Annotated in this window: 23 protein-coding genes; 17 read left to right on the top strand and 6 right to left on the bottom strand. The window is 42.3% G+C overall.

The window, feature by feature from the left end; genetic code table 11:
- Nucleotides 1–40: 40 nt before the first annotated feature.
- Both V7L29_RS08885 and V7L29_RS08880 read right to left on the bottom strand, forming a co-directional pair.
- The gene (locus V7L29_RS08885) at nt 41–388 is read right to left on the bottom strand and encodes a PadR family transcriptional regulator (protein WP_334689759.1); all 348 of its coding nucleotides are present in this window, start codon (nt 386–388) and stop codon (nt 41–43) included.
- A 421-nt stretch (nt 389–809) separates the two neighbouring features.
- On the bottom strand, nt 810–953 hold the full coding sequence (locus V7L29_RS08880) for a hypothetical protein (RefSeq protein ID WP_334735201.1): 144 nt from the start codon (nt 951–953) through the stop codon (nt 810–812).
- A 295-nt stretch (nt 954–1,248) separates the two neighbouring features.
- Between V7L29_RS08880 and V7L29_RS08875 the strand changes: the two genes are divergently transcribed.
- The 6 genes from V7L29_RS08875 to V7L29_RS08850 all read left to right on the top strand — a co-directional run bounded on the left by V7L29_RS08875 (nt 1,249) and on the right by V7L29_RS08850 (nt 6,018).
- Nucleotides 1,249–1,827 carry a DUF3611 family protein gene (locus tag V7L29_RS08875; RefSeq protein ID WP_334689760.1) on the top strand — a complete coding sequence of 193 codons (579 nt, stop codon included), beginning with the start codon at nt 1,249–1,251 and terminating at the stop codon, nt 1,825–1,827.
- Nucleotides 1,828–1,986: 159 nt separating this feature from the next.
- Nucleotides 1,987–3,279 (top strand): serine--tRNA ligase, encoded by a 1,293-nt coding sequence (serS, locus tag V7L29_RS08870; protein WP_334689761.1) that lies wholly within the window; start codon nt 1,987–1,989, stop codon nt 3,277–3,279.
- Nucleotides 3,280–3,645: 366 nt separating this feature from the next.
- Nucleotides 3,646–4,746 carry an RIP metalloprotease RseP gene (rseP, locus tag V7L29_RS08865; RefSeq protein ID WP_334735200.1) on the top strand — a complete coding sequence of 367 codons (1,101 nt, stop codon included), beginning with the start codon at nt 3,646–3,648 and terminating at the stop codon, nt 4,744–4,746.
- Nucleotides 4,747–4,780: 34 nt separating this feature from the next.
- A complete protein-coding gene (gene nth / locus V7L29_RS08860) occupies nt 4,781–5,452 on the top strand; it encodes an endonuclease III (RefSeq protein ID WP_334735199.1) in 672 nt (223 codons plus the stop codon).
- A gap of 76 nt (nt 5,453–5,528) precedes the next feature.
- Nucleotides 5,529–5,831 carry a 30S ribosomal protein S14 gene (rpsN, locus tag V7L29_RS08855; protein WP_334689764.1) on the top strand — a complete coding sequence of 101 codons (303 nt, stop codon included), beginning with the start codon at nt 5,529–5,531 and terminating at the stop codon, nt 5,829–5,831.
- A 34-nt stretch (nt 5,832–5,865) separates the two neighbouring features.
- Complete coding sequence (locus V7L29_RS08850) at nt 5,866–6,018, top strand: hypothetical protein (RefSeq protein WP_334735198.1); 153 nt, start codon at nt 5,866–5,868, stop codon at nt 6,016–6,018.
- Nucleotides 6,019–6,059: 41 nt separating this feature from the next.
- Here V7L29_RS08850 and V7L29_RS08845 read toward each other — a convergent pair whose 3' ends face one another.
- Nucleotides 6,060–6,389: a hypothetical protein gene (locus tag V7L29_RS08845; protein ID WP_012410384.1), complete on the bottom strand. Its 330-nt coding sequence runs from the start codon at nt 6,387–6,389 to the stop codon at nt 6,060–6,062.
- A 152-nt stretch (nt 6,390–6,541) separates the two neighbouring features.
- On the opposite strand from V7L29_RS08845, the gene aat reads away from it, so the two are divergent.
- The 4 genes from aat (at nt 6,542) to V7L29_RS08825 (ending at nt 9,354) form a co-directional block, all read left to right on the top strand.
- Complete coding sequence (gene aat, locus V7L29_RS08840) at nt 6,542–7,117, top strand: leucyl/phenylalanyl-tRNA--protein transferase (RefSeq protein WP_334735197.1); 576 nt, start codon at nt 6,542–6,544, stop codon at nt 7,115–7,117.
- 393 nt (nt 7,118–7,510) lie between these two features.
- Nucleotides 7,511–8,383 carry a hypothetical protein gene (locus V7L29_RS08835; protein WP_334735196.1) on the top strand — a complete coding sequence of 291 codons (873 nt, stop codon included), beginning with the start codon at nt 7,511–7,513 and terminating at the stop codon, nt 8,381–8,383.
- 411 nt (nt 8,384–8,794) lie between these two features.
- Complete coding sequence (locus tag V7L29_RS08830) at nt 8,795–9,019, top strand: DUF433 domain-containing protein (protein ID WP_334735195.1); 225 nt, start codon at nt 8,795–8,797, stop codon at nt 9,017–9,019.
- Complete coding sequence (locus V7L29_RS08825) at nt 9,016–9,354, top strand: DUF5615 family PIN-like protein (RefSeq protein WP_334735194.1); 339 nt, start codon at nt 9,016–9,018, stop codon at nt 9,352–9,354. Before V7L29_RS08830 ends, V7L29_RS08825 begins: the two co-directional genes overlap by 4 nt.
- 41 nt (nt 9,355–9,395) lie before the next feature.
- On the opposite strand, the gene V7L29_RS08820 is transcribed toward V7L29_RS08825, so the two are convergent.
- Nucleotides 9,396–10,205, bottom strand: a complete 810-nt coding sequence (locus V7L29_RS08820; protein WP_334735193.1) for a DUF3598 family protein — start codon at nt 10,203–10,205, stop codon at nt 9,396–9,398.
- A gap of 45 nt (nt 10,206–10,250) precedes the next feature.
- Nucleotides 10,251–11,153 carry a cell division protein FtsX gene (locus tag V7L29_RS08815; RefSeq protein ID WP_334689769.1) on the bottom strand — a complete coding sequence of 301 codons (903 nt, stop codon included), beginning with the start codon at nt 11,151–11,153 and terminating at the stop codon, nt 10,251–10,253.
- Between the two features lie 340 nt (nt 11,154–11,493).
- On the opposite strand from V7L29_RS08815, the gene def reads away from it, so the two are divergent.
- Nucleotides 11,494–12,057 carry a peptide deformylase gene (def, locus tag V7L29_RS08810; RefSeq protein WP_334689770.1) on the top strand — a complete coding sequence of 188 codons (564 nt, stop codon included), beginning with the start codon at nt 11,494–11,496 and terminating at the stop codon, nt 12,055–12,057.
- Nucleotides 12,058–12,067: 10 nt separating this feature from the next.
- Nucleotides 12,068–12,271: a hypothetical protein gene (locus V7L29_RS08805; protein ID WP_334689771.1), complete on the top strand. Its 204-nt coding sequence runs from the start codon at nt 12,068–12,070 to the stop codon at nt 12,269–12,271.
- A 102-nt stretch (nt 12,272–12,373) separates the two neighbouring features.
- Here the strand turns inward: V7L29_RS08805 and V7L29_RS08800 are convergent, their stop codons facing one another.
- Complete coding sequence (locus V7L29_RS08800; RefSeq protein WP_334735192.1) at nt 12,374–15,928, bottom strand: NB-ARC domain-containing protein; 3,555 nt, start codon at nt 15,926–15,928, stop codon at nt 12,374–12,376.
- 598 nt (nt 15,929–16,526) lie between these two features.
- Between V7L29_RS08800 and V7L29_RS08795 the strand changes: the two genes are divergently transcribed.
- From V7L29_RS08795 to V7L29_RS08775, 5 genes are all read left to right on the top strand, one after another.
- The gene (locus tag V7L29_RS08795; protein WP_334689773.1) at nt 16,527–16,766 is read left to right on the top strand and encodes a hypothetical protein; all 240 of its coding nucleotides are present in this window, start codon (nt 16,527–16,529) and stop codon (nt 16,764–16,766) included.
- 115 nt (nt 16,767–16,881) lie between these two features.
- Nucleotides 16,882–17,106 carry a hypothetical protein gene (locus V7L29_RS08790; protein ID WP_334735191.1) on the top strand — a complete coding sequence of 75 codons (225 nt, stop codon included), beginning with the start codon at nt 16,882–16,884 and terminating at the stop codon, nt 17,104–17,106.
- 103 nt (nt 17,107–17,209) lie between these two features.
- A complete protein-coding gene (locus V7L29_RS08785) occupies nt 17,210–18,040 on the top strand; it encodes a PD-(D/E)XK nuclease family protein (RefSeq protein ID WP_334735190.1) in 831 nt (276 codons plus the stop codon).
- Nucleotides 18,041–18,090: 50 nt separating this feature from the next.
- Nucleotides 18,091–18,732, top strand: coding sequence for a GNAT family N-acetyltransferase (locus V7L29_RS08780; RefSeq protein ID WP_334689776.1), 642 nt, complete (start codon nt 18,091–18,093; stop codon nt 18,730–18,732).
- A gap of 175 nt (nt 18,733–18,907) precedes the next feature.
- Nucleotides 18,908–21,340, top strand: a complete 2,433-nt coding sequence (locus V7L29_RS08775; protein ID WP_334735189.1) for a single-stranded-DNA-specific exonuclease RecJ — start codon at nt 18,908–18,910, stop codon at nt 21,338–21,340.
- Nucleotides 21,341–21,427 lie beyond the last annotated feature (87 nt).

The raw sequence follows: 21,427 nt of genomic DNA, 5'->3' as shown, positions 1-21,427 counted from the left end.
TTGTTTGACTCCAAGAAACTTATTCATTATCAATTATTCGTTACTTTGTCCTCCCGTTGATGTAGTCTTGCCAAAGAAAAGCTAAATCCTGCGCTTGAACTTGCCATTCTGAAGAAACTTGGTACATCCGCCTCGGGCGTCCCCGTCCTTCGAGTTTCTTCCAATATCCAGTGATTGCCCTTTCGTCTTCCAGAAATTTGATTGCACTATAAAGTACGGTATCCGAAAGCCTATAAGTGGGATATTCAGTTTCTAATTGCTCAATTAACTCGGTTCCGTAGGATTCACCTTGTAACAAAACAGACAGTATGTAACAAACTGCAAGTTCCTGACAAAGGTAAGTTGGCGGAGGATTCTCAAAGAATTGATATATATCCTCAAGTTTCATGGTTAGTGAATGGCTAAAAAAATGCCTTAGGGTAAGGTCTACAATCCTTGTAGTCAGTATACAGTGCTACATTTAAGCAAGCAATGTATATAAAGCTACTTAGACTAGATTTACAAAGCGTAAACACCAAATAATTACCCACGCCTGTGAAGTTGTGGGACGAGTTTGCGGGTTTTAGGGGCACAAAATAGCGTACCCCTACCCAAGCGCGATACGCTGTGGTGAGGAGCGAACAGACAATGGCGAAGTCACTATCTTGGTGTTAAGTGATGCCGAGTTGGTTAGAACTGCTTAAGCAATAAAATGCCATCGAAGAAATTTTACAGGGAAAATGCAATTTTGTCTGTAAAACTTAAGAAACACTTTGTTTTACAGTGATTTTCCCAATGCAGATTCTAAAAGCTTAAGTTAAGGCATATGTCTAGGTTAAAGCTGCTACGCCTGTGGACACATCTAAGCAGTAACCATTTCTGATTTCCTCGACTTGAAAATCTCTTGTCCGATTTGGCAAGTCTAATAGTAAATTTATCAAAGAAGACTCAAAGGCGGGGGAAAAGAAGACCATTATTTTCACGTCATCTGGAAAAGGCCACGAAAAACCTAACCTCCTAACCTCCTTCCCGACGCTCTAAGCGTAGAAAATTCAAAGTCTCTCTCCTCTTAGGAAAGACATTTAGGATCGAAAAGTTTGAGCGTCGGCTTTTGGCAATCAAAGCTTTTCAAGAGAGAGGTTTTCTAAATACCGGGAAAAGTCAGAAAGAAGACGAAAAGACGTGGGAACCAGGGGAAAGAACTTTCTGTGTCTTCGTATCCCGGCGTCCCCGTGTCCCTTAATCAAGCGCCCAGCACATTAGTTCACTATGTCACAAACTCCCGATGCCCCATCATCTTCCTCAACTCTTAGGGCGATTGCCCAAAGTTTTCGCCTTATAGGTTGGATTAGCTTCTGGATTCAGCTAGTACTAGGCGTTGTTTCTAGCATAATTGTGCTACTGTTCGCCTTCTTTAATCAAAGAACTGGCAGTCCTAGTAATAATCCTGGGACTGGCTTTGGCGTATTTTTAGCAGTTTGTGGACTGGTTGTTTTGGGTGGGGGTATTTATTTAGCTTACCGTTACACTAGAATTGGCAAGCAATTGGAATCCTCCAATCCCAGTAACCGCCCTCGGAAAAGGGAGACTGTACAAGTATTACGCTTAGGAGTGTGGGTGAATTTAGGGGGAACGCTAGTGACTCTTTTGGGGGCGCAAGCGATCGTTGGGACGCTGGTAGGAAGATCCATATCTCCCCAAGCTATAACTACCCAATTTTTTGACCCCACCCGGATTATTAGCGGTCTAGATATGCTTGTAGTACAGGCAAATACCAACACTGTTTCAGCGCATTTTGCAGGACTTGTGGCATCACTTTGGTTGCTCAATCGCATCAACAAACCTTAATGTAAGCGCAGAGTCGGGGAGAGTAGATAATAGGTTAAAACTGATTTTTCTAAAAAACTTTGTTTTTCCAGTTATAGCAAACCAAAATTACTATATGCTGGATGCTTATGTGTTAACTGTATTTACAGGAAGATTCTAAGCTAGAAACTAAGAAAATCTGTGCTGGATATTAAGCAAATACGGGAAAATCCGCAATTAGTTCAAGAACGATTAAATAGTCGTAGTGGTAAATACGACATTGAACCGATATTACAGTTAGATCGGCAACAACGGGAACTAGAGGGGACGCGCAGTCAACTCCAAGCTCGTAGCAACGAAATCGGTAAAATTGTCGGGCAAAAGATTAAATCTGGGATCAATCCTCAAGACCCAGAAATTCAAGCTTTGCGGGATGAAGGTAACTCTGTCAGAGCTACATTGAGCCAACTGGAACCCCAAGAAAAAGACCTCAAAGCCGAAATTACTCAACTTATGTTGGCACTTCCCAACTTGCCAAGCGACTCTACACCCCTTGGAAAGAATGAGGAAGATAACGTAGAAGTGCGCCGCTGGGGTGATGAGCATATTCCCCAAAACCCAAATATTCTCCCTCACTGGGAAATAGGCGAAAAGCTAGGGATTCTGAATGTTGAGCGAGCTGTAAAAGTTGCCCAAAGTCGCTTTGTGACATTGATAGGCGCTGGTGCGGCATTGGAGAGAGCATTAATTCAATTTATGCTGACTCTCCATACTCAAGCTGGGTATGTGGAAGTCAGTCCGCCGCTGTTAGTGAATACGGAGTCTTTGACGGCGACCGGTCAGTTACCCAAGTTTGCTGAAGAAAGCTTTAAATGCGCTGATGACGACTTGTGGCTGATTCCCACGGCAGAGGTTCCAGTTACAAATCTCTATCGGGGTGAAATTCTCGCTGCTGAAGACTTGCCTATCTACCACTGTGCTTTTACTCCCTGTTTTCGCCGCGAAGCTGGTAGTTATGGGCGCGATATGCGGGGATTAATTCGCCTGCATCAATTTAATAAGGTAGAAATGGTGAAGTTTGTCGAACCCAGTACGTCTTTTGATGAACTGGAGAAATTGGTGGGAAATGCAGAAGCAATTTTACAGGCGTTGCAGTTGCCTTACCGAGTCGTAAATTTAAGTACTGGAGATTTGGGATTTGCCTCTACCAAAACTTATGATTTAGAAGTTTGGTTGCCCTCTTCTGGTAAATACCGCGAAATTTCTAGCTGTTCTAATACTATAGATTTTCAGGCGCGACGGGCTGATATTCGCTTCAAAGAGGCGGGGAAGAAAGGTACCCAGTTCGTACATACTCTGAATGGTTCGGGTTTGGCGGTGGGAAGGACTATGGCAGCAATTTTGGAGAATTATCAACAACCTGATGGAACGGTGAAGATACCAGAAGCGCTGCAACCTTATTTTCAGCAGGGAGAAAAGTTGGGTTTTCCATAGTTGCAAAATTTACAAAGAGTTCAACAGTCGCCAGTTGTACCGCAAATTTCGCAACCAGTCTTGCCAGAACGTATTTCAAAGCCGATAAGACTTCCAATACCGTTATGTTGTTGATTTGCTGTTTTGGCTTCCAATCGCCTCTTATGTTGTGTGGGTAATACTATCGTTGTTGTTTTAGCAGAAAAACCAATCTGACCAAAACTTACAATTTGGAGTATATAGACAAAATGGTGCGTTACGCTGTCGCTAACGCACCCTACTAGCTTTAGATGTTAGAACCAGGGATGAAATATGCCCCATGCCCAATCCCCAATGCCCAATTAGAATGGATATAACTATAGCTTAATATCTTCACTAATTTACTCTATGTCAGTTTTAGCAGCGATCGCAGTCTTGGCTGTTTTGATTTTGGTACACGAGTTGGGACATTTTGTTGCAGCACGTTCTCAAGGCATTCTGGTTAACCGTTTTTCTTTGGGTTTTGGCCCAGTTCTTTTTAAGTACCAAGGTTCACAAACCGAATATGCTGTCCGTGCCTTTCCCTTGGGCGGCTTTGTCGGCTTTCCCGATGATGACCCCGATAGCGATATTCCACCCAATGACCCGAATCTGCTGCGTAACCGTCCAATTTTAGACCGGGCGATCGTCATCAGTGCCGGAGTGATCGCAAATTTAATATTTGCCTATTTGGTGTTGGCTCTGCAATTGGGTATTGTCGGCATTCCCAAGGAATTAGACTATCAAGCTGGTGTCATTGTACAGCCTGTTAATCAAGAATCTGTTGCCTACCAAGCAGGAATTCGGGAAGGAGATATTATTCTGGTTGTGAACGGTCAGGAACTCCCTGCTTCTGAAAAGTCAACGGCTTTGCTGACAAAAGAAATTCAGACTCATCCTAATCAGCAAATCGAACTGAAAATTCAGCGTGAAAACCAACAACAATCCTTGAAATTAACCCCAAAACTGGGAGCCGATGGCAAAGGGGTAATTGGTGTGGCACTTGGCCCAAATGCTACAGCAGTTTATCGACGTCCTAATAGTCCTTTTGAAATTTTCGGCATTGCTGCTAACAGGTTTCAACAATTATTTGTTGGGACACTCAGCGGTTTTGGGCAGTTGATTACCAATTTTCAACAAACTGCTGGACAAGTTTCTGGTCCAGTTAATATTGTCAAAATAGGTGCAAAATTAGCTGCTGATAATAGTGCAAACCTGTTGTCTTTTGCCGCAATTATCAGCATTAATTTGGCTATCATCAACATTTTGCCTTTACCAGCTTTGGATGGCGGACAACTCGCTTTTCTGCTGATTGAAGGTTTGCGTGGTAAACCTGTGCCTGCCCGTATTCAAGAAGGTGTCATGCAAACCGGTTTAGTATTACTCTTAGGGTTAGGAATTTTTCTGATAGTTAAAGAAACCACCCAATTAACTAGCGAATTGCAATGGGTGCAAAGATTGTTCCAGTGAGCGTTAACTGAAAATAGGGAGTGGGGAGTAGGGAGTGAGGAGTAGGAAAGAGAAACTTTCACCTTTAAGGCAACGAGCGCTAGAAATTTTAACTCGTCTGAAGCGTCTTTATCCAGATGCTACTTGCTCTTTGAATTATTCAACACCAGTGCAATTGTTGGTGGCAACGATTCTATCTGCTCAATGTACTGATGAGCGTGTGAATAAGGTAACACCAGCTTTATTTAGTCGGTTCCCTGATGCTGCTAGTTTAGCGATCGCTGACTTGGTAGAATTAGAAAGTTTGGTGCGTTCAACTGGGTTTTATCGCAATAAAGCCAAGAACATTCAAGCCGCCTGTCGGATGATTGTCACTGAGTTTAACTCTGTTGTCCCCAACCAAATGGAACAGTTGTTAAAGCTTCCAGGTGTGGCGCGGAAGACAGCAAATGTAGTTCTGGCTCATGCTTATGGCATTAATGTTGGCGTGACAGTAGATACTCACGTCAAGCGCCTCAGCGAACGTTTGGGTTTAACTCAAGCAAAAGACCCGGTTCGGATTGAGCAAGATTTAATGGGTTTATTGCCGCAGCATGATTGGGAAAATTGGTCAATTCGGCTGATTTATCACGGTCGTGCTATTTGTAAAGCCCGCTCTCCCGTCTGCGTCGCTTGTGAGCTTGCCGATTTGTGCCCTGCTGCGAATAAGCCAATGGTTGTAGGGTAAGTGACACGAGTAACCCCAGAATTGATGGAGAGACTGTAGAATGGAGAATGGTGTCTTTAAATAAATTAAAAAATCTATGGCAAAAAAGAGCTTGATTGAGCGCGAGAAAAAGCGCACCAAGTTGATAGAAAAGTATGCTGACAAGCGGGAAGCTCTTCTGGATGAGTTCAGAAGTGCAGAATCTCCCCTGGATAAGCTGGAAATCCAGCGGAAGATTCAACAGCTACCCCGGAATAGTGCGCCCACCCGCCACCGCAATCGTTGCTGGCTGACTGGTCGTTCTAGAGGTGTTTACCGCGATTTTGGGTTGTCTCGAAACGTGCTGCGAGAATGGGCGCATGAAGGTCTTTTGCCTGGAGTTGTTAAGTCTAGTTGGTAGTCATTGGTCATTAGTCATCTCTTACAAAGTTCTGATGCCTACGGTATTTGCTAGCCAACGGATAGCGCAGCCTCTTCTCTACGAGAGGCTACGCCAACGAGTCTGCCAGCGTCGGAAACCTCCGCTCAACGCCAGTTCCTTTAAGTGGGGGAACCCCACCAACGGACTGGCTCGACTTTGCGCTTAGTCATTTGCAAAGCACAAAGGACAAATGACAAAGGACAAAAATTATTGACCACAACATTTATCAATTCCCAGACTCTCTAAGAGTAGATCGCTGACGGCGTTGGCGATCGCAAACTCTCCATAGAAGCTATTGGAAAAATCATACGACTGCATCTCTGTGACAATGGCAATTACCAGAGAACCAAGGTCGTTTTCTCCTTCCATCCGTTGACGCACAAAAATCTGTGCGGCTCGTTGGGCAATATTTTGGTTGACTGCTTCGGGGATAAATTCTGTATCCAGCCACCGCTGTAAACGCTCTCGTAACCATTCACCTTCGAGCAGCGGATTTTCAGGCGGTGGTAGGGTGATGGGTGGAATTGGTTGAGTCATTTTTTTATCTTAAATGCAGAGGGACGCAGAGGGAAATGCACAGAGAAGTATGAGCGGCGGCTTTTGCCGTTGGCATGATAACTTCGGTGGAATGCAGAGAATGACTATTAGCATCAAATTGCGTTTCTAAGAGTGTTTTTTTATATTTATTTATGCAATATGATATCGCCGCTATTGTTGAAGGCTATGCACAAGGCTATTTTCTCATGGCAGATGAGTGCGATCGCCTGAATTGGTACGGAAGTCGCGATCGGACTTTTATTCCTTTGGATGAGCGGTTTCGCTACCCCAAGTCTTTGCAGCGTGTCATCAATCAACAGCGTTTTAGTGTGGCGATTAATCGGGACTTCCAAGCTGTGGTGGCTGGGTGTGCTAACCGCGAAACAACTTGGATTTCACCGGAATTGCAAAAGATTTACTGGCTACTTTACCAGAAGGGTTATGCTTATAGTTTTGAAACTTGGCAGGGTGATGAATTAGCTGGGGGGATTTTAGGGATTGTTATTGGCGGCGCTTTTATTGGTGAGTCGATGTTTTACCGGATTCCTGAAGGCTCTAAGGTGGCGATGGTCAAGTTGGTGGAAAGATTGCGCCAGAGGAAATTTGTGTTTTTTGATGGCCAAATGATGAATCCTCATTTGAAGAGGTTTGGTGCTTATCGGGTTGAGGATGAAGAATATCAAGTTTTACTCAAGCAAGCGTTGCAATGTCGTTGTTTATTGGTATAAAGGGTGAATAATATCCTATTAAGCTGTTTCTCAATCTACTACATTTAGTAAATACGTATGCTTGGACAAGATTACTTTACAATTAGACTCGGCGATATTTACGAATACTCAAGAATTCAATATAAATGTGGTGAAGGCATATCGAATAAAAATGCTAAATACCTTTGGGAACTGTGTGTAGATGTTTCTGGAAACATTATTTTCGTATTAAGCTCAAAATAATCTTTGCATTTTTTAGGCCATAATACTAACGTTAAGTCTTTTTATGGAACCTCGAATGATGAAGTTTGGGAGATAAATTGTACCGATATTAAAATATTGACAACTAAAGTGGAAGTTCCTCATAAATCGACCTAGTTTTGCCTTCCCAGTACTGTAGTTTTGAAGCTGAAAGTGCAGCCAGATAATGTTCCTACTTTGGCTAGAGCTTACTTTAGTAACTTTAATTTTTCTAGCGTTGATTGTGAACGTGGGTTCTTTGTAAATCTGAATGGCAAAAAACTCTGTTTTCAAATGCTTGAGAACAGCAATCGGATAATTGATCTCATTGATATAGAGAGAATAAATAATGCCATAGTTTCTGCTGTAAGCATTCCGATCAATTATGATGAGGATATTAATGTTATTGAAAATGAAATTCAAGTAATAAGCTGGTTTTTAAGTTTTCTCAGTATGAATACAAATTTTTCTCCATTGATTGAATATTTAATGGATGATAAAATAGTTCAATACTCAATAGAGAATACTGTAAAAAATTGTTTTATCCGAAATCGTCTGATTGATAATTATCATATTAATGAAGGTATACCTAAAGCATTCAATGAATGTTATCAACATTATAAAAACTTGCAGTCCAATATGGACATTAATACTATTATTGGACTTTTGGTAGAAATAAAGCAGCAGAAATATATTGATCTTAAGATAGCATCAATGCTCATGGCTTATGAAAATATCACATTAAAGTATTTATTGAGTCAAGGATTAGATGAAAATAAGATCGGGAAGAATATTCAACAGAAATTAGGACAATTAAACAAACACCTTGATAAATTCATTCCAAATAATATGATAAAAGATGATAAATTGCGAAATTCAGTTCGGAATCCGTTATTTCATCAAGGAGAAATTCCTAAATTGAGTTTAGATGAGAAGATTAATTTTTTTAAAGATTATTTTGATTTACTAATAAGAATTATTTTAAGAATTCTTAAATATAATGGAGAATATATATCTGTAAGAACTCATCTTGCTTCAAAACCATAAAGTGTGAGTTCACCTAACATTTATTTTAGGGTGATGACAGCAGCCCAAACATTAAGACTAACTTTAAGCTTGGATGCCAGTGATGTGGATCAATGACGACTTTTTCATCTGAGGTGATTGATTCGGTTAAGCAAAAGCTGATGAGTTGCAACTACGCAAAGTGGTTAGCAGATGAGTGCGATCACTGATATTATAAGTTTGGTTGACGGTCTACCACTTACTTTTAAAATATAAGGTTGGGTAGAGGGACAGCGTTACCCAACATCTTTTTCCACTCACAATTTTAAACACTTCCACGATGAGAAGTGCGTAGGCGTAGCCCGTCGTAGACATCGCTCCATTCTCTTGATGTTCATAATGTGGAGAAGCATCACATATACTAGGTTAAAGACTATCTCCGAGTGAAACCTTATGTCAGACTTACTTGGAAGAATTACAGTTAATCCTAAACAATGTGGTGGTCGTCCCTGTATCCGGGGCATGAGAATTCGGGTATCAGACGTACTCGACTTGTTTGTGGCAGGACTGAGTGCCGAACAAATCCTAGAAGAAATGCCCGATTTGGAAGCGGATGATCTTAAAGCAGCACTTATGTACGCTTCACGTAAGCTCAATCATCCCGTTTTGGTTGCATGACAATCTGGGTAGATGCACATCTGTCACCGACAATTGCAAGTTGGATCACCATCACATTCGGCATAACGGCATTAGCTTTGCGTGATGTTGGGCCCAGAGATGCCGAAGATCCTGAGATTTTCGAGGCAGCGAGGGCTAAAGGAATCATCTTCATGACCAAAGACAGTGACTTTGCTGACTTAGTTGATTGTTTTGGAAGTCCACCACAAGTTATCTGGTTGACGTGTGGTAATACGTCAAATGCCCGATTGAAAGAGATTCTGAATTCAACATTGCCAGAAGCATTAGAGCTTTTGCGATCTGGTGAAGCGTTAGTCGAAATCAGAGGAAATTAACAGTGCAGGCTAACAAAAGCGATCGCAGGCTAACAAATCCTTTACACTTTTTCTTCAATAACTAATGTCAGACTAACCCATTCGCCTTTATCGTTGTAGCTGCGAATTATCCGCTGGCGCAGGTTTGGCTGGATTAACCAACCCGCTTCCAAGAATAAGGGTTGACGTAATTGCACCTTGAGGGGAGAAGTTGCAGAAGCACCATCAGGTAACAATAATACTTGTACCTGCTTTTGGGGATCTTGGTCAAAGAGAACGATAGAACCTTTGATAGTAGCAGTTGAGGTAATTGTGCGTCCCCCAAAAGAGGTACTTTGAATTAATCGCCCAGTATCCTCAAGTTGTATTTTCAGAGTTGTAGAGTAAATATCAGGCGATCGCAAATCTCGATATATTGTGACTGCTTGGCCTTGCCATTCTCCCAACAAGTCATTTATTTGCAAGGGTGGACGTTCTGTTGTTTGTGTTCCAGCTAAATGTTCTCGAATTAAGGTTAGTCCACTTAGATTACCAGTCTGATCAAACAGTTGCACCAGACGCAAGCGGCAATTTTCATGAACCAAAGCGAGTTCTGCACCGAATTCGGAAAATGGCCCTAGCTGAATTAAACCTTCAGAAAATGAACCATTTTCAAAAAACAGCAGACCCCCTCCCACAGAACTAAATTCTCTAATCACATCATCTCGTTCCGTACGGCTCAGAGTTAAGCGCACTGTCTGGTTATTGTTTAAACCTTCTAGAGAAAGACGGCTATGAGTATCGTTGAGAAGTGTACCTTGGGGAGAAAAATTGGTGAATGAACCTTCCCAAACACCGAGATTCTGCAAAAAACATTCCCATTGCGATTTCATAGCGATTTCTTCCTTTACCTATGCCCAATGCCCCATGCCCAATTACTATCCTTTAGCAAAACGTTGGACAGCAAATAAGCTCCCCATTAATCCTACAGCTGCACCGAAACTCAAAAGAATCAGGGGCAATAATAAAATTTCTGCTGGAGTGAGTTGCACCCTGTTGGTGATGACTTGGATAAACTCAGGTTGATTGACTAGCAACTTACCGAGAAACTGTTGAATCACAGAAATGAAACTCCAAGCGATCGCACCACCAACTAAACCAAAGGTAATTCCTTGTAAAATAAACGGCAGGTAAATCCAAGCAGAAGTTGCTCCCACTAGTTGCATAATTTCAATTTCCTGGCGTCGCGCCATAACAATCAGGCGAATTGTCGTGGTAGTGACTGCGATCGCTGTTAAAGTCAGAATAATCGTAATTGTTAAAGTAATCCAGTTCAGACCTTGGTGCAACTGGGCAATACGTTTGACTGCTTCATCGACATACTGTACCGCATCAACTCCCGGTAACTTAGCCAACTGCGTTGCTAAAGTTGGTACAATTTGAGAATTACGCGCTTTTACCTTCATCTCGTCAACTAGAGGATTCTCACCTAGCTGCTGGGTAGCACCCTCAATATCAGAAATTCTCATTTCTTTAACTAACTTAGTCCAAGCTTCCTGTTTGGTAATGGTTTGTATTGCTGTCACCTCTGGCATTTTTGCTATCAGTGGCTGAATACTTTCGACTTGCGTATCCGGTTCGAGAAAAACTGATACTTCTAACTGGCTACCGAACTGGTAAAGGAGTTTTTCGACTTGCCAAGAGGTTTGCAAACTCAAGCCAAATAAAAACAGTAACACTGTAACAGTACTTACTGCTGCCCAATTCATCCAACCTCCCCGCAATAAACCGAGGAAAGTTTCTTTGAGCAGGTAGTCAAGTTTCGTGAAAGATTTAAACACACATCACCCCAATAAGTAATTCAAAATTCACCCATTCAAGAATGCAATCACAGCAGTTTATTGGAAATTAGCTCTACGTCTGAGACTTTCCGCTGTGTCTGTGCGTGAGATAACACCACCATTTATACTCGACAGTGCAAACTTTGAGTGGGTCAAGCGCCAAAAACACCATCAGTAGTGAGCACAACTGACTAGTGACCGAAAAACAAAAGGGGATTGGGCAACTAAATTTATTTATGAGGATTGTTAATGCGTGAATTTTGAATTTGGAGCGAAGCGACATGACGAGCTTGATAGAATTAAAGTAGTAGGAATTTTCACCATCTAGCCATCGAGACTCATGCCCTCTGAAATTGCTGTAGAGAAAAAAAAGTTAAAAAATCCACCTTTGGAGCTTCATTATTTAGGTAATCGGGTGCTGCGTCAAGCTGCAAAGCGGATTTCTAAAGTAGATGACGAACTCCGCAAACTGGTGCGCGAAATGCTGCAAACTATGTACAGCAAAGATGGCATTGGTTTGGCTGCACCGCAAGTGGGAATTCACAAACAACTAATTGTCATCGATCTGGAACCAGAGAACGCAGCTAATTCGCCCTTGGTGTTGATTAATCCCACTATTAAACAAGTAAGCCGCGACATCTCTGTTGCCCAAGAAGGATGCTTGAGTATTCCCAATGTATATCTAGACGTGAAGCGCCCCGAAGTCGTGGAAATTGCCTATAAAGACGAGTATGGTCGTCCCCGGATATTAAAGGCTAATGACCTCCTGGGACGCTGCATTCAGCACGAGATGGATCACCTTAACGGCGTGGTATTTGTAGATCGTGTAGAAAACTCCTTGACTTTGGCCCAGGAGCTATCTAAGAATGGCTTCTCGTATCAAGCGGTGAAACCAATAGCATAGGGAGCTAGTAGTGTATTTAACTCCAAAAAGCGGTTTATTTCTGGGTGGTTCTTGTGTAAGTGCAATCGCAGCCGTCGGTTCGATTTTTGAGCTTAGTTATGGACAACCAGATTTGGGCGTCCAAGTCACGGCGATTATCCTGGCATTGAGCATTCCACTCACAGGATTCTTTTTCTTTGCCGCAGTGAAGGACGCAAGGGCTAACATGAAATAAGCATCAGGTACATAAACATGAAATAAGCATCAGGTACATAAAAAAGGTAAAGGGGATGAAAGAAAAACGTTAAGTTCACCCTTTTACCTTTTATTTTTGCTATCAATCTTCCACTGCTCCTAAAGCTTTTAGTGTTACTAACTGCGCTGCGGTTAAGCCTGTCACCCCGGTGATATTCATTCCTTCATAGGGTCTGGGCGATCGCAGTGTTTTTAGGCAATCACCCGTCAATACATCCCAAAGCTTAATCGTCCCATCTTGGCCACTACTAGCCAAAGTCTTACCATCAGGACTGAAGTCCACAGACCACACTCCCAGAGAATGCACTTGCAAAGTCAGGCGGCATTCACCTGTACTAAGATCCCACAGTTTCACTGTGTCGTCTAAACTGCCACTAGCAAGAGTCTGACCATCCGGACTAAAAGCGATTGACCATATCCAGCCTTGATGTCCGTACAAAGTGAGGCGACATTCACCTGTGGTAATGTCCCATAGCCGGACTGTGCGGTCTAAACTGCCACTAGCAAGAGTCTGACCATCCGGACTAAAGGCAATTGACCGTAGGAAATCTTCATGTCCATGCAAAGTGAGTCGGCATTTACCTGTAGGAAGATTCCATAGCCGCACTGTGCGGTCTCCACTGCCACTAGCTAGAATTTGACCATTAGGACTGAAGACAACTGACCATACCCAGCCTTGATGTCCATGTAAAGTGAGATGGCATTCACCTGTACGAAGATTCCATAGCTTGACTGTTTTATCATCACTGCCGCTGGCAAGTAGCGTCCCATCTGGACTAAAGGCAACCGACCGCAAGAAATCTTCATGTCCTTGCAAAGTTTGGTAGCATTTTCCTGTATGAACATCCCATAGCTTGGCTGTTTTGTCATCGCTGCCGGTAGCAAGCATCGTACCATCCGGACTGAAGGTAACTGACCATACGTGACCGTTGTGTTCCTCCAAAGGTAGGCGGGCTTCATCTTTAGTAATATCCCAGCAACACACTGTTTTGTCATCACTGCCACTGCACAAGATTTTACCATCTGGACTAAAAGCGATTGACCTTACTCCTCTGGTGTAACCCTGCCAACTCCTGCGACAGTTGCCTGTGCTGACATCCCACAATCTCATCATCTGATCGTCACTGCCACTAAGCAGGATATTACCTAGAGAATTGAAGGCAACTGACCAGACTCGACCACTGTGTCCTGTCAACACTTTTAGGCATTCACCACTATTTGCATCCCATAATCTAACTTTTTGGTCATCGCTGCTACTGGCCAGGGTCGTACCATCTGGACTGAAAGCAACCGACCAGACTCGACCATTGTGTCCTGTAAAAGTTTTCAGACATATACCGCTGCTAACATCCCATAACCTAACTTTTTGGTCATCACTGCCAGTAACCAGTGTCCTACCATCTGGACTGAAAGCAATCGAGGATACACAATCATCATGTTTGAGCGTTTGGTAACATTTGCCTGTGCTAACATCCGAAAAGCGTACTGTTCTGTCGATACTAGCACTAGCAAGTGTTTTACCATCTGGGCTGAAGGCAACTGACCGAACACAGTCTTCATGTCCATGCAATGTGAGGCGGCATTTACCTGTACTAACATCCCAGCAGCGTACTGTTTTGTCATCGCTACCACTAGCGAGAGTTTTACCATCTGGGCTGAAGGCAACTGACCGAACAAAGTCTTCATGTCCATGCAATGTGAGGCGGCATTTACCTGTACTAACATCCCAGCAGCGTACTGTTTTGTCATCGCTACCACTAGCAAGAGTTTTACCATCTGGACTGAAGGCAACTGACCGTACCCAACCAATATAAGTCTGACAAGCTAAAATTTGTTTACCATCTGCAACCTGCCACAAACGAATCTCACCATTAGCATCGCCTGTAGCTAAAAGTTCTCTATTATGGCTAAAGGCAACAGACAAAATACTTCCGAAGGTTTCAGTAAAAACTGATTTCGTTAAATCGGAATTAGCAAAATTTACATGATGTAAATTTATCCCCCGCAAATAAGCTTGCCAAACTGCCAGATGAGAAAAGTTATAACCAGTTAAATCTGTCTGTAATTGACACAAGAGATTGAGAATATTCCCTCCTGCATATCCTGATGTAACAGTAAATTTATCGCGCAGGTTATTAAAAATCTTAATTAGCTTGTTTTCCAGATTTTTTTGACTTTTAAAAATATTTAGTAATCTGTCTATAATTGGCTTGATAAGTAGGCGTATTTGAGTATCTCTGACATAATATTTGGCACTAGCTTCCATCAGAGTATGACTCATAAACAAAGCAATTTCACCACTGGTAATTTCTTGAAAAACCTCCTCTATCAATCGGTCTGTTATGTACTCCATTACCACAGGTTGCAGAGTGAAGAGTGCAGATATTTTCTCGTTTTTCTCAATGAGCGATCGCCTGCGTAAAGATTCTAGAGCTTCTAATAATTCTCTTTTTGGTGAAAGTTGCACAATATCATCTAGCAATTCCTCTAATGAAACTGCCTCACGCTTGATTGCCAACCAATAAATAATTTCTTTTTCTGCTTTTGAAGTACGCTCAAATTGCTGGTCTAATAAATTACGGGTGTCACCAAAAATGATCTCTCCTGCATCTAGAAATGCAGCGATATCACCAGCAAATAACTCCCGAATCGGCTCAGAAACTAGTTTTAATGCCAAGGGGTTGCCGGAATAATACTTCACTAGCTTTGCCCATTCTTGGTTTGACCCAAACAAGCCTTTATCCTTGAGAATTTCTCGTCCTTCTATTTGTCCCAAGCCAGCTAATGATAGCGTTCTAACTGGTGATGCTTCTCCTTCTAGAGGTGCAAATTCTTTTGGTTTTTCACGAGAAGTTAGCACTAAGCAACTAATATGAGGTTCTTCTCCCATCCGTCTGAGCAACTCGCCATAACCCTCGTATCCTTCTCTATAGTGCCCCGCGCGGAAAACGAAGTCCTTGCCGCAAGCATCCCCTCCTTGCATAATCGTCTCTGCATTATCCAGTACCAAAAGACTTCGACGCTCTCTCAAATAATTAATTAGCAGCGTGACTCGACCGTCTACAGTTTTTGGTAAATCGGTTTCCTTGTTATCAGATACAAATAGGATTAGGTTTGCTAACATCTCTTGGATGGGTGGAGCATTGCGGAGACTTCGCCAAATAAAGTACTCAAAATTATCCTGAACCTCGTCTGCTAGCTTCACAGACAAAGCTGTTTTGCCAATTCCTCCCATGCCTAATAATGCTACTAAGCGAGAGTTATCCTTGACAATCCACTCCTTGAGCGTAGACAGTTCTGCTTCCCTTCCATAGAAGACACCACGAATACTAGGTGCTTCGCCCCAATCTTGGTGATTGTTGACAATAGGTTTCACGGTAACTGAAGATGCGCGATACTCACTTTCAATAACTTGCTGTAACTTGGTGAGCTTTCCTGGACCAGCACCACTTACATTAAATTTTTTATAAACCTCACTTAATCTTTTGCGTACTGCCTCAGCGCTAATACCCAATTCTTTAGCGATCGCATTTGGCGATTGATCTTGAACGGCATACAATAACACCTCTAGCTCACTGCTAGACACACTCCGTTCTTGGGCTAAAGCCAAAAGAAAGTCTTCCGGAATCTCACTCATACTCACACCAAGACAAACTACACTCCAATGTTAGCTCACTAGGTGAGAACTTAATCTGCTCAGAGTGACGCTTGAACTATTGTCTGGTAATGAAAATATATTGTTGAGTCAGTACTTTTTAAATAATTTTCTCAGTTTTACTTGACTAAGTAACTAAGTTACTTTATAGTGAGTTTAACACAGGCAAATCAGATAACTTAGTAAGTTTGCGGTTGAATTACCCAAACTTAGTGAGTAAGAGGTAAAGGCAAAGGCTGAAACCGTTAATCAATTTTGAAAAGGCAAGCATTCAAAGTCTGTTGTCTGTAGGAATTGCATTTTAGGGGTTGATGCGCGTAGTGTGCGTTCTGCATCATCACGAGCATTAAGCACCTAAGTTTAATTTCAAAATTATCTTTGCAATTCATTTAAAAGTTTACTTTCACCATTTGTAAATACCAAAACCACTGTTGTTGATGTTCAAACTTGGCTCAGGTTTGATAGGACTGCTGCGTGCCTTGACTAGCTAAAAGCAACGCAAATATTGGCTCCTTTTTTAGGACAGTCGAGGTAGCCGTAGCTGCTGTTTAGATTCAACTCTCAAAACAGGACAAAAACTATGAAAATCAATCTCAAAGATGATGAAAATCTACTATTTAAGTGGTTTTGTCAGGGACTCAAGTATTTTTTGCTGACTCTGCTTGGTTTGGCGATCGCTCTTGTTTTATCTCACGTTTTTGGCGCTATCTCAATAGCTGGGATGCTGTTATCCACAAGTTTATGGATATGGTTTGTGAGGATAGCAGTATGTCTATTTTGTCTATTTGCGATCGCCATGATAATTGAGTCTTGGAGTTGATTCCTCACTCAATTATCAGCAACAAGATTGCAATTTTAGGTTCGTAGTGAAGTTGAATCAACTTTCTTGGGTTAAGTGCAAGTTAGCCCAAGGCTTCCCACTAGGAGATTATATCATGTCAAACAACAGCAATGGCTCTGGGGGAGAAACACTTTCGCCACTTTTAGTCATCTTAGTGGCAGGGTCAATTTCTTTGGCAATCGTTAACAAAGCTAATCACCCAGCATATTTTGATATCGTTAAAATAGCTATGGTCTACAGCTTTGGCTCAATCAAGTCCCAGGGAAAAACTAAACATTCCAATGACCAGGATGATATAGATAAGGACGAGTTGAAATAGCAGACATGAGAACTATCTGTAAAGGCAGTAAAAAATACCTGTTTTTCACAGATAGCCTGCCAAAGGTGAGTTGCAGATTATAATTTGCTTCTAAAATAAAAGAATGCTGTCAACTCCCACTCAACTACTGCGACTCTCTCAAGGACAACTGAACTTACTAGAAGCTTGTCCGCGTAAATTTCAACATACCTACCTAGAACAACTCAATTCGCCCTCAAATCCAGAACAAGAAGAACGGCAAACTTTGGGTAGTCGCTTTCACTTGCTAATGCAGCAGCGAGAAATGGGTTTGCCAATTGATAGTTTCTTGCAAGCAGATGCTAAACTGCAAAGCTGGATGCTAGCTTTTGCTGATGCAGCCCCAGAAATTTTAACGGCTGCATCTGATAATCAAACTTTCCGTGAAAGTGAACACTTCCGCACTCTGCAAGTTCAGGACTATTTGCTGACGGTTATCTATGATTTATTGATTGCAGATAACCAACAAGCACAAATTATCGACTGGAAAACTTATCCTAAACCACCCCATAAACGCAAATTAGAATCCAACTGGCAAACACGGCTTTATCTGTATGTATTGGCAGAAACTAGCGACTATTTGCCTGAAAATATTTCCATGACTTACTGGTTTGTCCAATCTGAGGGTAAACCGCAAAATATTAAATTTAATTACAATACTGCTCAACATATACAAACAGCAAAGGAACTTAATAAACTACTAAGCCAGTTAACTACTTGGTTAGAAAATTACCAAAATAACCAGCAGTTTCCCCAAGTGGTGGAGGGTAGCAAAACCTGTGATTATTGTCAGTTTGCCAAACGGTGCTATGCCTACGGCGGTAAACTACGCACACAAGCTACTGAAGAAGCAGTGAAAGACTCATTGCCAAATTTTGACAGCATTCAAGAAGTCTCACTCAACCTTATACATTAGAGGATTGTAAAATCCAATAGGGGTATAAAGAAATTACAATTTCTAAATTTATGTCAAGCTTTGACGAAAATGAAGCCATTTATGTCCGCGAATTAGGAATTGATGACATTGCTCCCATTTACCACTTGGGAGAAGAGTTATTTACTAGCGATTTATATCCTTATTTATACCGCACCTGGGACGAATGGGAGGTGATTGGACTTTACAACACCGATCCAGAATATTGTCTTGTGGCCGAAACAGACGGAGAATTAGCAGGATTCATTTTGGGAACGATTATCACCAAAGCATCCTGGACTTACGGATACATTTTATGGCTAGGAGTTAGTCCGAAGTTTCAGCGTCGGGGAGTAGCAGACAAGTTGGTTGATAAAGTCGTCGCCCGGATGATTGAAGATGGGGCGCGGTTTATGCTAGTAGACACTGACCCCACCAATACTTCAGCATTAAAGTTTTTTAACCGCAAAGGTTTTGGTAATATTCGCCAGCATATTTTCTTATCAATGAATTTAAGCAAACATGAATATTATGGCAGATTAATTGATTACGAACACCAAAAAGCTGAAAGAGCAGGTTACAGGCGATCGCGTCCGGCGATCCGTGCCCGGAAACCTGATAGCGTCGCCAATGAAGTAGTCCTCAATCCCCTAGTCAAAGAATCTCAAACTACCGAGGAGCAATCTCCGATTTAACTAGTTCCGTGGGTTTAAGTCCCCCACTTCTATCAAGCGGCAAGTTTTATGGCGCAGTCTAAATCCCTGTTGCAAAACTTAATTACGTAAAGCCTACGGCATAGCTGCGCTTAGAGCCTAGCCTTAGCGAGTCCGCGAACATCATTACGAATTACGAATTACAAATTATTTAACAATGCCAGAACAACAGCAGTGGACTATAGCAGCAACCGAACAACCCCCGGAGTGGTTCATCCAAGCGGTGAAACAGCATACACCTGCATCAAGTGGAATATATGCAGCGAAATTGTTGTGGCAACGGGGAATTAAAGATGATCAACAATTAACAGCTTTTATCAACCATAAAGCTTATCAACCAGCAAGTCCCTTTGAGTTTGGGCAAGAAATGCACCTAGCGATCGCCCGGTTGCAACAAGCATATAACGCCAGAGAAAAAATTGCCATTTGGGGAGACTTCGATGCTGATGGTATTACCGCCACATCTGTACTTTGGGATGGATTAGGGCAATTTTTCGCTCAAAATACCCAGTTAATTTACTACATTCCCAATCGTCTCAAAGAATCCCACGGACTTAATAATCAAGGGATTGATAACTTAGCAAAACAAGGTTGTAAATTAATAGTTACTTGCGACACAGGTAGCACAAACATTGAGGAAATTGTCTATGCTAAACAACTAAGCATAGATGTAATAGTTACAGACCATCACACCTTACCTGCCGAACGCCCACCCGTCTCAGCGATTATCAATCCCCGTTATTTGCCAAGGGAACATCAGCTGTTTCATCTTTCTGGGGTGGCGGTAGCTTATAAGTTGGTGGAAGCACTATATCAAACCCTGCCTAATATTGCAAAACATCCCTTAGAGGATTTATTAGATTTAGTAGCAGTAGGATTAATTGCCGACTTAGTGCAGTTAAGTGGAGATTGTCGCTATTTGGCACAGATGGGAATTCAACGACTGCAAGCAGATTTTCAACAGCCAGCAGCAGCGCGTCGGCGTCCGGGGGTGGGACGATTATTAGAATTGTGCCAGAGAAGTGGCGATCGCCCCACAGATATTTCTTTTGGTTTGGGCCCAAGAATCAACGCCGTCAGCCGCATTCAAGGTGATGCCAGTTTTTGCGTTGAATTATTAACCAGTCGTGATGCCAAACGTTGTCACGAACTAGCCGAAGTTACAGAACTCGCAAATGCCCGCCGCAAATCTTTACAAAAAGATGTGCAAGCGCAAGTAGCACAAAAACTTACTCAATTAGACTTATCAACCACCAGCGTCATAGTCCTAGAAGATGCCCAATGGCCTGCGGGTGTATTGGGCTTAGTCGCCGGACAGGTAGCACAAGAAACAAGTCGCCCGACGATTTTATTAAGTACAGAAGGAGCAGGGGAGGCAGGGGGAGAAATTACTCCTTTATCTTCTAACTCAGAACTCAGAATTCAGCACCCAGCACTCGCATTAGCCCGTGGTTCTGCTCGTTCGGTGAATTCCGTCGATTTATACCAACTGGTGAAAGACCAAGCACATTTGTTACATCGTTTTGGGGGACATCCCTTTGCAGCGGGTTTGAGTTTGTTAGTGGAGAACATTCCTTTATTTACAGCAGCGATTAATCAGCAGTTGCGGCAATCTTTAGGTAGTACAACCCTAACGCCAACTGTGCAAGCAGACTTGACGGTAACAGTAGCAGACTTGGCCAAAGAGTTATTTTTGGAACTGAAACTGCTAGAACCTTGTGGAATGGGGAACCCTGTTCCGAAATTGCTAATTCAAAACTGCTGGTTTGAAAATTCTTGGCATCGCAATCAGCAGGATTGGCAAGGGAAAAAAATACAGTACATTAAAACCGAGTTTGATATTCGGGACGATTCCAGCAGAAGTGCTTTTCCTGGTATATGGTGGGGACACTACAAAGATGAATTGCCTGTAGGAAGGTGTGATTGCATAGCAGAATTAGACTATAACACCTTCAAAAAACGTTATGAAATCAGATTAATTGCCGTGCGTCCCAGTGTTAACTCAGCACTCAACACTCGGAACGGGCTAAACCCTAGCTATCCGCTAACACCACTCATCTTAGATTTACGGAATCAGGAACACTCAGGAATCAGGACTCAGCACTCAGCACTGATTATTGAAGATTGTCCCACGAATTGGGATGATTTACGCGCGTGGTTGCGGCGATGTCTAACAACAAGCCGCTCTGCATCTACCCTTGACAATCAGCAACAACTAGCGATCGCTTGGTCTAAACCCAACCATCAACCACCGAATCAAATTTGGCTGACTCTTGTAGGAATTGCCAAATATCTCAGTCGTACAAATCAACTAGTTACCCGCGTCCAACTTTTAGAGAAAATCGGCATCAGCGACCAAACCTTACTTGTAGGAATCAAAGCTTTAAAATCTTTAGGGTTCACAGTCAAACTACAAGACCGTTATTTGCAAATCACCTGGCATCCAAGCGATAGTGCAGAAAACTTTGCCGACGCAGCAGTTGCACGATTTTTAGCTGCTGTGCGAGAAGAACAATTTCAGCAACAGTATTTTGCCGAAGTGCCTTTATCTACTATTGTGGCGATCGCCAGCTCTGACAATTATATCTGACTTTTCCCGTTAAGTCTCTTTTGCAAGCTGCCAACCCTCACAGAGATCGTGTAATTTTAACCAACCTCGCCACAGTACTTGAATGCC

The sequence above is a fragment of the Nostoc sp. genome (genome assembly GCF_036916575.1).
Classification (GTDB): Bacteria; Cyanobacteriota; Cyanobacteriia; order Cyanobacteriales; family Nostocaceae; genus Nostoc.
This window is presented reverse-complemented; position numbering and strand designations above follow the sequence as displayed.